Source organism: Coprococcus sp. LG101-27 (assembly GCF_027695515.1).
Classification (GTDB): domain Bacteria; phylum Bacillota; class Clostridia; order Lachnospirales; family Lachnospiraceae; genus Allocoprococcus; species Allocoprococcus comes.
Genome location: NZ_JAQEUJ010000008.1, coordinates 78384 through 93281, shown reverse-complemented (window position 1 = coordinate 93281; position 14898 = coordinate 78384). Strand labels below are relative to the sequence as shown.

The window sequence follows — 14898 nt, the reverse complement described above, 5'->3', positions numbered from 1 at the left end:
GGAGTCAGAGACTTTCGTCCCTGACTCCTCATTAAAGTCAATCTTATTCTTCAGAACCGTACAGTGTAACGAGTTTCTGCAGATATGCATATCTAGCTTTTGCTTCTTCTTCGTTCTTAGCAAACAGAACTTTAGCCTTTTCAGGATTGAATCTGGCAAGAGCGTTGTAACGAACTTCACCGTTAAGGAATTCTTCGTATCCGGCAAGATCTGGTGCCTTGCTGTCAAGAGTGAACTTAGATCCTTCTGCTTCTGGATTGAAACGGAAGTTGTTCCAGTATCCACATTCAACTGCAAGCTGTTCTTCTGTCTGAGCTTTGCTCATACCCTTCTTGATACCATGGTTGATACATGGAGCGTAAGCGATGATCAGGGATGGTCCCGGATATGCTTCAGCTTCTGCGATAGCTTTTACAGTCTGGTTGAAGTCAGCACCCATAGCGATCTGTGCAACGTATACGTAACCGTAGCTCATTGCGATAGAAGCAAGGTCTTTCTTCTTAGTTTCTTTTCCGCCTGCCGCGAACTGAGCGATAGCACCAGTCTTAGTAGACTTAGAAGACTGTCCACCTGTATTAGAGTAAACTTCTGTATCGAATACCATTACGTTGATGTCTTTTCCACTTGCAAGTACGTGGTCAACACCACCGAATCCGATATCGTAAGCCCATCCGTCACCACCGAAGATCCACTGGGATTTCTTAGCAAGGAAGTCTTTCTTTTCTACGATATCTTTGCATGTCGGGCACTCGCATCCTTCTAATGCAGCAACAAGTTTGTCTGTAGCTGTTCCGTTAGTAGCTCCGCATCCGTATGTTTCAAGCCATTCGTTGCAAGCAGCTTTTGCTTCTTCGCTGGCTTTATCTGATGCAGCAACTTCTTCTACTTTCGCTTTCAGACCTTCTCTGATTGCTTTCTGAGCAAGTAACATACCATAACCGAACTCAGCAGCATCTTCGAACAGTGAGTTAGACCAAGCCGGTCCCTGTCCCTTAGAGTTTACTGTGTAAGGTGTAGACGGTGATGAGTTACCCCAGATAGATGAGCATCCTGTTGCATTAGCGATGTACATTCTGTCACCGAATAACTGTGTGATAAGTTTAGCGTATGGAGTCTCTCCACATCCAGCACAAGCTCCTGAGAACTCAAGCAGTGGCTGTTTGAACTGAGATCCTTTTACTGTATTTTCTTTAAATTTAGCAACAACTTCCGGTTTTACTTCGATTTCTGTACCAAAGTCAAAGTATACCTGTTCTCCTGCGTTCTCTTCCATGTTACCCATAACAAGAGCTTTTTCACCCTTCTTACCTGGGCAGACATTTGCACAAGAACCACATCCTGTACAGTCATAAGCTGATACAGTCATTGTGAACTTCATTCCCGGCATACCGATCATGTCGATTGCTTTCAGTCCTTCTGGTGCTTTTGCAAGTTCTTCTTCTGTAAGAGCTACCGGACGGATTGCAGCGTGCGGACATACATATGCACAACGGTTACACTGGATACATGTCTCTGACTGCCAGATCGGGATATCTACTGCGATACCACGTTTTTCGTATGCAGCTGTTCCTGACGGTGTAGATCCATCTACATAGTCTTTGAATGCAGATACAGGCAGTGTGTTACCTTCCTGAGCATTAACCTTAGCCTGAATGTTCTTAACGAATGCTACTGCATCTTCTCTTCCACCCTTAACTTCTGGTGTGAACAGACCTTCGTCTTCGCAGTTCTTCCAGCTTTCCGGTACTTCAACAGCGTTAACCTGTTTAGCTCCGGCATCGATAGCATCGTAGTTCATCTGTACGATCTTATCACCCTTCTTGCCGTATGTAGCTTTTGCAGCTTTCTTCATAAGGTCGATAGCTTCTTCTTCCGGAATGATGTTAGCCAGTTTGAAGAATGCAGACTGAAGAACTGTATTGATACGTCCGCCAAGTCCGATTTCTTTACCAATCTTGATACCATCGATTGTGTAGAATTTGATGTCATGGTTAGCGATGAATGCTTTTACCTGTCCTGGAAGATGTTTGTCCAGTTCTTCTACTGTCCATGGGCAGTTAAGAAGGAATGTACCACCATCTACAAGTTCCTGAACCATGTTGTATTTGTTGATATATGACGGGTTATGGCATGCAACAAAGTTTGCTTTGTGAATCAGGTAAGTAGATTTAATTGGTTTCTTACCGAAACGGAGGTGAGACATTGTAACACCACCGGATTTCTTTGAGTCATAATCAAAGTAAGCCTGTGCATACATATCTGTGTTATCACCGATGATCTTGATAGAGTTCTTGTTAGCTCCGACTGTTCCGTCAGCTCCAAGTCCCCAGAACTTACAGTTGATTGTTCCTTCCGGTGTTGTAACCAGTGGAGCACCTACTTCAAGAGAAAGTCCTGTTACATCATCAACGATACCGATTGTGAATTTAGCTTTTGCTTCATTTTCAAATACAGCAACAACCTGAGCCGGTGTTGTATCTTTAGAACCAAGTCCGTAACGTCCTGAGTTGATCTTAACAGCATCGAATTTTGTTCCTTTAAGAGCTGCAACAACGTCAAGGTACAGAGGTTCTCCAAGAGATCCTGGTTCTTTTGTTCTGTCAAGAACGTTAATGTACTTAACGGAATCCGGAATTGCATCTACAAGTGCCTGTGCACAGAATGGTCTGTAAAGGCGAACTTTAACAACACCAACCTTCTTGCCCTGAGCAAGTAAGTAATCGATTGTTTCATCGATTGTGTCGCAAACAGATCCCATAGCGATGATTACGCTTTCAGCGTCCTCTGCACCATGGTAGTTGAACAGTTTGTAGTTTGTTCCGATCTTAGCGTTAACTTTGTCCATGTATTCCTGTACGATTGCCGGCATAGCATCGTAGTATGGGTTACATGCTTCACGAGCCTGGAAGAATGTATCCGGGTTCTGAGCTGATCCTCTTTCACATGGATGGTTCGGGTTCAGTGCATGTGCACGGAATTCCTTGATTGCATCCTTGTCTACGAGATCTTCCAGATCTTCGTAATCCCATGTTTCGATCTTCTGGATTTCGTGTGATGTACGGAAACCATCGAAGAAGTTAATGAATGGAATCTTACCTTTCAGTGCTGCACAGTGTGCAACCGGTGTCAGGTCCATAACTTCCTGTACGCTGGATTCACAGAGCATTGCGCATCCAGTCTGACGACAGGCGTAAACATCTGAATGATCACCAAAAATATTAAGAGCGTGTGAAGCTACTGCACGGGCAGATACGTTGAATACACCCGGAAGCTGTTCACCAGCAATTTTATATAAGTTAGGAATCATAAGAAGTAAGCCCTGGGAAGCTGTGTAAGTAGTAGTAAGCGCACCTGCTGACAGTGAGCCGTGTACAGTACCTGCTGCACCTGCTTCAGACTGCATTTCTGTTACCTGAACAGTCTGACCAAAAATATTCTTTCTTCCTTGTGTTGCCCATTCGTCTGTGGCTTCAGCCATTACAGATGAAGGTGTGATCGGGTAAATAGCAGCAACTTCTGTATAAGCATAAGAAGCATGAGCAGCTGCATGGTTACCATCCATGGTCTTCATTGATCTTGCCATTTTCTTTGTTCCTCCTTAGATTGTGTCAAAACTTTTACTTGTGTTAAAATTTTTCTACACTTTCGTTCGATATTATTATAGCTGTTCATATATGAAAAGTCCAGTCATTTTACTGTTCTGATTGTTCCTTTTGACGTACAACCCCTGCATTTCAAGAGGTTGTTTTATGCAAACTATAGTAAGCTTATACTATCTTATATCATAAAAGAGACGGACATCTGTCCGTCTCTCACCATACATTATCAATTACTTTTTTAACAAATATTATACGTTGAATCTAAACAGGATAATATCTCCGTCCTGTACAACATAATCCTTACCTTCCAGTCTTACCAGACCTTTTTCTTTTGCAGCGTTATAAGTGCCACATGCCATCAAGTCATCATAGGATACGATTTCAGCGCGGATGAATCCTCTTTCAAAATCAGAATGGATCTTTCCTGCTGCCTGTGGTGCTTTCGTTCCTTTTTTGATTGTCCATGCACGGACTTCCGGTTCTCCTGCTGTCAGGTAACTAATCAGTCCAAGAAGGCTGTAACTTGCCTTGATCAGCTTTTCAAGACCAGATTCCTTAAGTCCCAGTTCTTCCAGGAACATGCTCTTTTCATCATCATCAAGTTCCGCGATCTCCTGCTCAATCTCTGCACATACAACGAATACTTCGCAGTCCTCTCTTTTTGCATACTCACGGACTGCCTGTACTCCTGCATTACTTGCACCGTCATCGGCAAGATCATCTTCTGCCACATTTGCAGCAAAAATAACCGGTTTGTAGGTCAGAAGATTGTAGCTTTCCAGCCACTGCTGCTCATCTTCGTCATTGATATCGTCAAAGCTCTTTGCCATCTTTCCATCTTCCAGATGTGCTTTAATTCTTTCCATCAGTGCCAGTTCTTTTGCAATCGTCTTGTCATTTCTTGCTGCTCTGACTGCTTTGGAAATTCTTCTTTCCAGGATCTCAAGGTCTGAAAAGATCAGCTCCAGGTTGATCGTCTCAATGTCACGCAGCGGATCGATACTTCCGTCTACATGGACAATATTGCTATCCTCGAAACAACGTACTACATGAACAATTGCATCAACCTCACGGATATTTGCAAGAAACTGGTTTCCAAGACCTTCTCCTTTGGATGCACCTTTTACAAGACCTGCGATATCTACAAACTCAATCGCTGCCGGGATGATCTTTTTGGTGTGATACATCTCACCAAGCACATTCAGACGTTCATCCGGTACAGTAACAACACCCACATTTGGATCAATGGTACAGAATGGGTAGTTAGCTGATTCTGCTCCTGCTTTTGTCAGTGAATTAAATAAAGTACTTTTTCCTACATTCGGTAATCCTACGATTCCTAATTTCATTTTTTCTATTTCCTCCTATAAATCCTTTGATTTCAAGGGATTTCAGCATACTTATTTTTGCAAGTGGGCCATTTAGTGGGCCATTACATTGCCATAAGTGCTTCTGCTACCAAGTCCATTTCTTTTTTCTTTTCTTCCTCGGTAGTATGAACATATAAGTTCATTGTAATTCCAATATTCGAATGGCCCAGTAACATCTGAAGTGTTTTCGGTTTCATTCCTGCTTCAATACATCTGGTAGCAAAAGTATGTCTCAAGATATGCATCGAAAATCTTGGAATTTTTGCTTTGTCACAGATTTTAAACAGCGCTGTATCATATGTACTGTTCTTGACAGGTGTTCCTTTTCGACACAGAAACACAAATTCTTCCCATTCTGTTGAAATTTCTGAAATCCTCTTATTCTTTTCTTTTTGTTTTTTTAGTATAGAAACCGCTTCTTCTGTTAAGGGTATCGTACGGTAACCTGATTTACTCTTTGGTTCTCCGATACGCCACTCCTTTGCACTGTAACGATATTCCATACTTCTGCGAATCTGAATTGTTTTGGATTTAAAATCGACATCTCCCCATTTCAATCCTACCAATTCGCCTGTTCGCAATCCGGTTTGTAGTATAAAACGATACTGATTTTCATAGCTTTGATTTTCTGCATATTGTAAAAATGTTTTTTGTATGTCTCTTGTTAAAGCAACCTTCTTCTCAGAAGGCTTTCCCATATCACTTTTCACAGATTTTTTACAGGGATTGCTACGCAAGACTTCATTCTCTTTTGCATACTCAAACATATTGTATAATGCAATTCTTGCCTGATAAATTGTAGATGTGCGATACCCCTGATCTGCCATATCATAAAATATTTTCTGACATTGAAGTGGTTTCACGTCTGATAGTGTCATCTTCCCAATTACCGGTTTAATATTTTTAATATATCTCTCCGTATAATTGCGAACAGTATTTGAACGGACTGTTTTCTTTTTTATCCCAATCCAATAATCAAACCATTGATCGACCAGCATATCTGATGGCATTGAAATATCACTGTGTTCATCCACATAAGTCGCATCAGCAATCCATGCTCTGCACTCTTGCAGCTTTTTGAATCGTTTATGTTTTCTCTTTCCAAACCGATCTACAAATCTGGCTGAGTATAATCCCGTACTTTCCTGGGATATTCCCTTGCCAAGTTCTTTGCCTTTTAAATCTTTTCCCATATTTCAGCTCCTCTCATAAGAAGCCCTAATACAGTACCTTGTATTATACCATAGCATCTTATTTTTGTGAATATTCATTTTCATCTCATCTCCTGCCCCATCTCCTGTCAATCATTTATATTTCCACACTTTCCGAAATGAATTTTTCAAATTCTTTTCTCTTTACAAGTTTTTTCGTGCCTACGTAAAGCACAAACGGACATCTCGGTTCTTTCAAAAGACCACTTATTCTGTTTTGTCCAATATTACTGTATTCTGCTGCCTCTTCAATTGTAAGAGCCACTTTTTCACATATCGCAACATGTTGTTTGCTCATAAAATCCTTCCCTTATTATTTAACGTGCGTAGCATACACTTCTATCCGCAATACACACGATCATTCTTTGTATTCAACAACGTTTTCGCTTTCTCCATTTTCATACTTGCAATCGCTTCTCGTTTACTTGTACCTCCAACATACATTGGTGTACACATTTCTAAAATACGATCATAGATACGCCTTTTGTCCAACATGGTCTCGCTTTTTATTTCTTTCAGCGGAAGATTGGTTGTGATGATCAAAGGTCGTCCCGAACGGATCCTGCGGTCTATGACGCTAAAAACAATTCCTAACGCATATTCTGAATTTCGTTCCACTCCAAGATCATCAATAATCAAAAGCTGGTAAGAAGCCAATGCATTGATATATTCCGTTTTGTCTGCCAGTGGAAATATATCATCAATAATGGTATTGAAATTTGTCATCTTTACCGTTACTTCCCGCTTAAGAAGTTCATTGGCAATACATCCGGCAACATAACTTTTCCCGGTACCAACCGGTCCCCAGAACAAACAGCCTATATGATTTCTTTTCATTTTCTCCCAGTTATCAACATAATTTTTTGCCTTATGCATTACCGCATCTGACATATCTGCATTCTCAAATGTCCACTCTTCCATTCTGCTCTCGTCAAAACAGATGCTTGTATTTCTGCTGACTAATTCCCGGTGCTCTTTGTCTTTAAAATATTTTTGTTCTTCTTCATACGCTTTTCTGTCACAGACACATTGCCTGGAATGTTTCTTCATTCCCATAAAGCCCCCCTTGGGGAAAAATGCTTCTTTCGCTTCCCCACAGACTTTGCAGTATTTCAAACCATCACTGCCTACACATACAGTATCTTCTTCTCTCATCACAAACTCTCTCCTTCCCCATAGCAATAATTTACTTCATGATATTTATTTCTTTTATATTTCTCAGTTACTTTACTAGGTGCCACATTTCCGACTCCTGCACAGCCATTTTTGCAACCAGATGATGGGTGCTTTCCCGACTCTGTTGCAGCCATCTTTTCAACCGCCTTATCATCAACCGTCTGTAAACCTATCTCATCAGATGGAATTTTTACATATAAATGATTGGGTTTTGAAAATCCACCGGATCTGCGAACCAATAGTCCCACATCATCCAATTCCTTCAATGCTGTTTTTACAGAAGATTTGCATTTGCCGATTTGAACAGACAATTCATCAATTGGAAATATCAAATAAACATTTCCATACTTGTCTATCCAGCTATTCTTTCTCGATATCCGCGCCCGGTCATACAAAATCATATAAAGAAATTTTGCATTTTGAGAAATTCGAAGCTTTAGCAAAAACTTCGGAAACCGGAAGTACTGAAGCATCTGCTCTGACTCCTTCATGTATTCATATTTCATTCTTTTCTCGCCTCGTTTCTATTTCTAAGTGTTGTAAAAAACATTTTTATGCCGGCTCAAAAATGTCCTTACATATATTCAAAAGATGAAGGGCATAAATACAGGTTCTTGATGAAAATTTTTATATTTTTCCTGTCCAAAATACCCTTACATAAAACGAAACGCTGAGAGACATTTTTACAGCCCCCTGAGGAAAACTTTTTTATTTTTACGATTAATTAAATATTTGAAAATAAAAAAACACTCACCTATCCAGGTGAATGCCTTATCAAAATTTTCTTATTTTGTTGTCTGTGATGCTTACTCAGAAACACTTGCGTGTCTGCTAAAATGTAATTGCCAGCAATTATATTTTCACGTGGGCATGGGGATGTAATCCCCATCAAGTCTACTACTCGTAAGTAATACAAAATTGTCAAAATGACAATACTGTAATACACGGGTGGATCTTGCTCTGGTTGTAACGTATGAATTCATACAATAATAGGCCCAAATGGGCACTTTCACCATTTGAGCCTATATATTATATATGTCTTTCAAATGATAGCTTAAAAAATAGCTGTCTAGACGGTATGTTTTTAACGTAGAATTGATTTTATGGAAGACAAGGCATGGAATGCTTTGTACCTTTAATGGAAAAATTTAATGATATTTACCATGTACAAAAAAGAAACGGCAGATAAAAAACATCACACGAATCCTTATCGTGCTGTAAACTATATAAGAGATGAGAACGGAAATCCTATATGCCCTATTGGACGTAAATTTCTTTTCAAACGAAAACAACATGTAAGATATAAAAAATATGGACGTACAGAAGAAATCTATCCAAGCTTATTAAGTGTACCCTTTTTACATAAAACAGTGACGATTTTCAAAAAACATATATTAATGTAAAGAAACGCCAGAACCAGCATTTGTCGGAACTAGCGTTTCTTTAGCAGAGACTTATTTTACAGCCCCGTTTTTTGCTTATATTATTTTCCTCCGTTGGATCTCAATTTTGGAAAGAAGATGACTATCTTAAAGCCCTTTTCCCACGGGGAAGCAGCTTCCAGACGAAGGTTTAGATCGTCAGCCATCTTCTTAACCAGGTAAAGCCCTATACCGGTAGCTTTCTTTCTGCTGTCAGTAGAATCCCCGGTAAAGCCCTTTTGAAAAATATACGGCAGATCATATTTTTTTACACCGATGCCATTATCCTCAACTGAAAGGACATCTGCGATCTCCGAATGTATCATAGAGATTGTTAGCATGGGACTATCGCTGCTATATTTTATGGCATTGCTCACGATCTGTCCCAACATAAACTGAAGCCCTCTACGGTCTGTATAGACTGTTTCAGATTGCAGTTTATTGATAATTACAAACTGCTTTTCTTCCAGAAGTGGGGCATAGTCCTCCAGAACTTCCCCCAAGCAGTCATTCAAATTGATATCCTTAAACTGATAATCCTTTGTACTGCTCTTTAACCGGGCATAGTATAACATCTGAGTGACATCCTCCTGAAGCTGACTGCGGACATAATCCAGTTTTGCTTGCAGGGGAGGAGACATTTCGTTGCTCCGATTATCCAGGAGCATGGTCAACAACGATAAGGGCGTTTTCGCTTCATGTGCCCAGCCCTCCACATATTCTTCATAGTCCTGTAGGGCATCTGCCATACTGTTACTCTCAGTTTTGTGTTCCTGTAAAACTGATGCCAGAAGCCGGATAGATTCTCCTTCTTCCCGGCTGATGGCACTGAGCAGCCGTTCCTCGTTGCAGATGGTAGGATCACTGAGGAAATCCCGGAACAGCTCTCGGCGGGTGGTCTCCCGCTTGTTTAGTACAAACAGAATTGCTGAAAACAAAAGGAGGCTTGTCAGAACTACTAACCCACTCAAGGTTTGAAATGCCTGAATGTCAGAAATCCAAAGAATGATAGCACAAAAGCAATCCACGCCCAACAGCAACAGCAGCCAGGGGTAGTACCGTTCTATCATGCGCCAAAGCCGCTTCATGGAGCCACCCCCGTTTCCAGACGATAGCCCATCCCACGAACCGCAACGATTCGCTGCTTCATCTCAAGACCGGACATCGTCTTTTTCAGCCTGGTCAGATTAACCTGCAAGGCATTTTCGTCTATGTATTCCGTGGTTCCCCATAGTGCTATGCAAAGTTGCTCCGTCGTGACCAGAGCATCGCCGCCGGACAAAAGAGCAACCAACAGTTTTCCCTGATTTTTTGGAAGCACGACAGAGGTATTATGAATATAAAGCGTGTAGGTCTGCTGGTCTAACAGGAAATCTGGTCCCTCTATGAGATTGGTACGGCCTTCATACCTTTTGAGAATATTGGATACCCTGGCAAGAAGTCGATCTTTTCTGCACGGCTTCGTCAAATATTCATCAGCACCCAAGTGGAACGCTTGCAGTTCATCCTTTACCTGATCTCTGGAAGTCAGTACCAGGACGGGGATAGCGGTTTTATTCTTTAGTTCCTGGCAGATTTGAAAGCCACTGATCTCCGGCAAATTCAGGTCTAAGATCACAAGGTCAGGACGAAGGGCTGCCAGGAGCCGAACGGCATCTTCCAACTCGGTGATTGCCTCCGCAAGATACCCGTCTTTTTGAAGCATATTGCAGAGTTCTTCCCGCATATAGACTTCATCTTCCACAACAGCAATTCTTTTCACGGCAGCACCTCCTTCCAAATTATTCTTCTCTCTGTGGCTGCATCAGTGTCAGCAAATACCGATCACTGGAGCGCTTGACCACTCTCATATAAATATATTCTATCACGCAAAGCAGCAAAATCATAGTAGCAGATACAAGCAGCATTTCAGACACTGTCCCACGGGTTCGAGACGAGAGTATCCCTGTAAATAACGCCCTGACTCCAAACAGACTGCTGACAGCCGCAACCAATACAGGAAGTCCCATAAACCAGGTAATTTGCTTTCCAGCAGACTGGCAAAGGGTTTCGTAAGTAGCTCCCAGGCGGATCAGAGTCTGGTATCTGCGCCCGGTTTTCTGCTGACTCATCAGGAACTGAACACCCACGATGGTGTTGGCAACTACCAGGAAAACAATTGCTAGATATAGGGTAATATAACTGGATGCTATGGTGTAGAAAAGCTGACGACCCATATTCTGAAGATAGCTTTCATATTCAATGCCAGTTTCGTCCAGCTTCTCGTTCAAATCCAAATATGCAGTCATAAGGCTATTTCCATCCAGAGCCTGTTCACTGAGCACCGCATTGACATAGGTATCATACATCCCCTGGCTATAATATAGGAATGCTTCATCCGGAAGAATCAATGCAAAGGACAAGGTTATAGAACGGTCCGTGACCAAATTCACAGACTGAACCTCTCCTGTAAGATGAATCGGACTACCATCCAGTTCCACCTTGGGATGCCCGGCCAATACTTGGTTCAGCATTGCGGTACGGCTTACCGTAGTAAACTCTGTATCAATATAGACAGCGGCCTCCTTTTCGCCTAATTGGAGAGCCGGATTGCCGGACAATTCCAACAAACGATTATAGTCCGATAAACAAATCAAATATGGGTATGTGGCATAATCAAGATTGTTCAAAAGGACATCCCGGTCTTCCGACTGGGGCAGGCTTCGAAGAGAGTCCATAACAACGTCCATGCTGTAGGCATTATCATAATCTTCTGTGGTGTGAATACTCCCAACCCTCATTTCAAAAAGCTCTGAAAATTGATTTTCCAAACCGTTTTCTTTCAGGGCTGCCTTTATATTCGGAAGAACCTGCGATGAATCTTCTGCAGTATGATCTTCAAAAGTATAGTCGATTACATGGTCAGAAGACAGGCTATTCGTTCCTGCAATTCCTACGCCCGCACCAAAACAACACAGCGCTGCCAGAATCAGCAGGGAGCTGATGGCAATGGAGTTTGACTGATGAATGACATTCTCCTGAATCTGCCGGAAGGTAAATACATGCAGCTGCTTATTTCCTTTTCCTTTCTTAACAATCAAAGCAATCAGCGCACGCATCCCATAGAAAAGCAGCATCGTACCAACTATGCCCAACAGCAAAGTCAGTCCCATCATACTTACCTTTGTCCATGCAATTCTCTGAATCGCCATGTAGTAAGCCACTGCCAACATCACACTTCCGCATATAGCAGCCAGTCCATAGATAACAGATGGCATTTGCTTTTTGGGGTGGTTCGTTGGCTGGGATAGCAAAGTACCGATCTCTTGGCGGCTGATTCGTCCACTCAAAATCAGAAGTGCCGTCAGCTTAATTGCCAGAAATCCTGCCAGCGTCCATTCAATCGCAGACCAGGATAAAGAAAACTGATGACCGATGATCCCCATGCCTACCAGTTTGGCGGTGACAAGACTGACAATTTCTGAAAGCACCACAGCCACAGGTAATCCTATGAGCATGGCAAGAATACTGGTCAGGAAATCTTCCGCCAGAAGCATACCAAACAGTTTACTTCTACGCATCCCCAACATTAGATAAACACCAAACTCATGCCGTCTGCGCTCGAACTGATACTTGCAGGCAAAATAGATCAAAAAGAACAGAATACCGAGGGTCATCCCATAAAACGCAGGAATCAGAAGCAGGAGTTTGTCAACTGCGTCACTCTCCATTTTCTGCAAAAAGAGCATCACATCTTGAGTGGAGATGGAAAGAATCATGTAAAATGCAACAATAGAAATCACCAGGGAGCTGAAAAACAGACCGTTTTCCTTTCGGCTGCGGCGACTGTTCCGAAGAATGAGATTAGAGAACATTTGCGCTGCCCCCTCCCAGTTGCGCCATCACCTTCAGGATGCGCCCGTAGAACTCCTGCTGGCTTTCGTCTCCACGCCGAAGCTCATGAAAGATCACGCCATCCTGGATGAACAGGATGCGCTTACAGAAACTGGCGGCATTGGAATCATGGGTTACCATCAGGATCGTAGCTTGTTCGTCACGATTCAGGCCGGACAGCTTCTCCATAAGACTTCTTGCGTTCTTAGAATCCAGCGCACCCGTCGGTTCATCGGCAAGGATCATTTGGGGATGTAAGATCAGAGCCCTTGCTGCCGCAACACGCTGACGCTGGCCACCGGACATCTTGGACGGAAACTTATCCAGAACATCAGAAATTTCCAGATAGTCAGCCAACTGCTTCAGCCGCTGGCTGCTTTCTGTTTCGGCTACCCCATGCAAGGAAGTCGGGAGCAGGATATTTTCCCTGCCAGTCAGGTTGTCCAGCAATTCAAAGTTCTGGAATAGATAACCAACTTTTTTGCCACGGTACTCGGCAAGAGCCTTTTCCTTGAGGGATTGCAGAGTATCTCCCTCCACCTGAATGCTTCCACCTGTAGGCTGAATCACAGTTGCAATACAGTTGAGAAGCGTGGATTTGCCGGAACCACTGCTTCCCATAATACCGAGAAACTCTCCCGGCATGACCTGAAAAGTGATTCCGTTCAGTGCTCTCGTCTGGTTTGGCAACGTCCCATAGACTTTGGTAAGATTTTCAATATTCAAAATTGGTTTCATGTGAATGCCTCCTATCCATTTCTGGGTAAATGATAGCACAGAAGCACAATAAATAACACTTACAGTCGCTGTAAGGATTCTGTTCCTGTTTTCAGAACAAGAATGACGCATCAAGCGGAATAAGTATATGTTTTGTATAAACGTCGGGTGACAATGAAAAAATATGCTGGACTACCGGATTGGCTAACTTGCATTTCTTTGTCAATTCTGGTAACCGCTTCAAACATGGAAGTTTCTGTTCTTACTTTTATTATACTCAATCAATAAAATCAACACGGTTCAGCAAATTTTAATTATTTCCAATATGACAAAATTGCTTCCTGTTATATTTATCTATTTCTTTATTTCTCTATTATTCCGATCCGGTCTTCCAAAGGTATAAATAAGGTGTAAATTATTCGTCAATCATCAAAAAATCCTTTAAAGCCTAGGCTTTCACAGCATCCATTAAACACTGCCGTGACAATTAAAAGCAAATCATAATACAACAACGTTCTGTTCGATACTAGAAATATATCATCAGCATGCAGTTTGAGTGAAAAAAGTCTCATGGTCATGAGCAAAAATGAAAGCAAAATTTATTAGATGGTACAACATACTATGCCTTTAAAATTCCAGTTACATATTCATATTGGAACCTAATCACCAGTTATTTTTATTATAATACTTGCAAAAAAGAAGCGCTCATACAAGCACTTCTCCTTACCATATTAGGACTTCAATCAAAAGTTAATGGGCCACAAAGTGGGCCATTTTTCAAAAACTTACATGAATTTATATAGAGTTTTATCCAAGTCGGAAATCCGTTAAATGCTCTAGCTATCAGCATTTAAAGGCATTTAACAACTTATATGGACATTTATGAAATCGGTCTCGTAATAACGATTCCTAATTTCATTTTGTATATTTCCTCCTATAAATCCTTTGATTTTCAGTATAATTATCTAAATTCAGTACTCTGTATTATACCATAGCCTTTTCTCTTTGTGAATATTTAAGTTTCTGTTTTCTTTACACTTGTAAGCGACCTTATTTGTAAAACTTAATTTTCTCTAAGATATTTGTTGCGCCTGCCGCCAATGACAGATCGTTTTTGATGAAAATTTTTTTCGGTTATTTGAATACCTGAAAACCCAAAAATACTCACCCATTCCGGGTGAATGCCTTATCAAAATTTCCTTATTTTGTTGTTTGATTTATGAACCGGCAATTCGTCATACATTGCTTTAAAAAGTCCAGCCAAATATTCCTTACTGTCAACATCTTCTACTAACAGCATCTCCTTTGCCTCTTCATACGGTAATTCATAAATCGCAGTTGCCATATAAGAAACTGCAGATTTTGTCGGTTTCACAAGTAACCTGTCATCATATATGCCTCCGACAATCCTGCCACGATAATATATGATATATTCTTCCATCATTGCACGATAATTAATTTCTTCTAAATCAGATAACTGCTCTAATATAAATTGTAAATATTCTTTGCTTGAGGCCATGTTTTTGTCCTT

At 41.4% G+C, this 14898-nt stretch carries 11 protein-coding genes; all 11 read right to left on the bottom strand.

The genetic code is table 11. The features are described from left to right. Window positions 1-43: 43 nt before the first annotated feature. The 11 genes from nifJ to PG766_RS07940 all read right to left on the bottom strand — a co-directional run bounded on the left by nifJ (window position 44) and on the right by PG766_RS07940 (window position 14886). A complete protein-coding gene (gene nifJ / locus PG766_RS07990; protein WP_118198820.1) occupies window positions 44-3583 on the bottom strand; it encodes a pyruvate:ferredoxin (flavodoxin) oxidoreductase in 3540 nt (1179 codons plus the stop codon). Window positions 3584-3847: 264 nt separating this feature from the next. Beyond that, on the bottom strand, window positions 3848-4948 hold the full coding sequence (gene ychF / locus PG766_RS07985) for a redox-regulated ATPase YchF (RefSeq protein ID WP_022220674.1): 1101 nt from the start codon (window positions 4946-4948) through the stop codon (window positions 3848-3850). Window positions 4949-5031: 83 nt separating this feature from the next. Beyond that, window positions 5032-6162, bottom strand: coding sequence for a tyrosine-type recombinase/integrase (locus tag PG766_RS07980; RefSeq protein ID WP_117980708.1), 1131 nt, complete (start codon window positions 6160-6162; stop codon window positions 5032-5034). Window positions 6163-6277: 115 nt separating this feature from the next. Continuing rightward, window positions 6278-6478 (bottom strand): excisionase, encoded by a 201-nt coding sequence (locus PG766_RS07975; protein ID WP_008372088.1) that lies wholly within the window; start codon window positions 6476-6478, stop codon window positions 6278-6280. 41 nt (window positions 6479-6519) lie between these two features. Continuing rightward, on the bottom strand, window positions 6520-7335 hold the full coding sequence (locus PG766_RS07970; protein WP_008372090.1) for an ATP-binding protein: 816 nt from the start codon (window positions 7333-7335) through the stop codon (window positions 6520-6522). Beyond that, window positions 7335-7862, bottom strand: a complete 528-nt coding sequence (locus PG766_RS07965; RefSeq protein ID WP_117781072.1) for a replication initiator protein A — start codon at window positions 7860-7862, stop codon at window positions 7335-7337. Before PG766_RS07965 ends, PG766_RS07970 begins: the two co-directional genes overlap by 1 nt. A 977-nt stretch (window positions 7863-8839) precedes the next feature. Beyond that, entirely contained in the window at window positions 8840-9748 is a 909-nt protein-coding gene (locus tag PG766_RS07960) for a sensor histidine kinase (protein ID WP_243014396.1), read from the bottom strand. 113 nt (window positions 9749-9861) lie between these two features. Beyond that, window positions 9862-10539, bottom strand: a complete 678-nt coding sequence (locus tag PG766_RS07955) for a response regulator transcription factor (protein WP_044998951.1) — start codon at window positions 10537-10539, stop codon at window positions 9862-9864. A 19-nt stretch (window positions 10540-10558) separates the two neighbouring features. Beyond that, complete coding sequence (locus PG766_RS07950; RefSeq protein ID WP_008372098.1) at window positions 10559-12631, bottom strand: ABC transporter permease; 2073 nt, start codon at window positions 12629-12631, stop codon at window positions 10559-10561. Beyond that, entirely contained in the window at window positions 12621-13388 is a 768-nt protein-coding gene (locus PG766_RS07945) for an ABC transporter ATP-binding protein (RefSeq protein WP_062304187.1), read from the bottom strand. The genes PG766_RS07950 and PG766_RS07945 overlap by 11 nt, the downstream gene beginning before the upstream one ends. A gap of 1168 nt (window positions 13389-14556) precedes the next feature. Further along, the gene (locus PG766_RS07940; protein ID WP_118198819.1) at window positions 14557-14886 is read right to left on the bottom strand and encodes a TfoX/Sxy family protein; all 330 of its coding nucleotides are present in this window, start codon (window positions 14884-14886) and stop codon (window positions 14557-14559) included. Window positions 14887-14898: the final 12 nt, after the last annotated feature.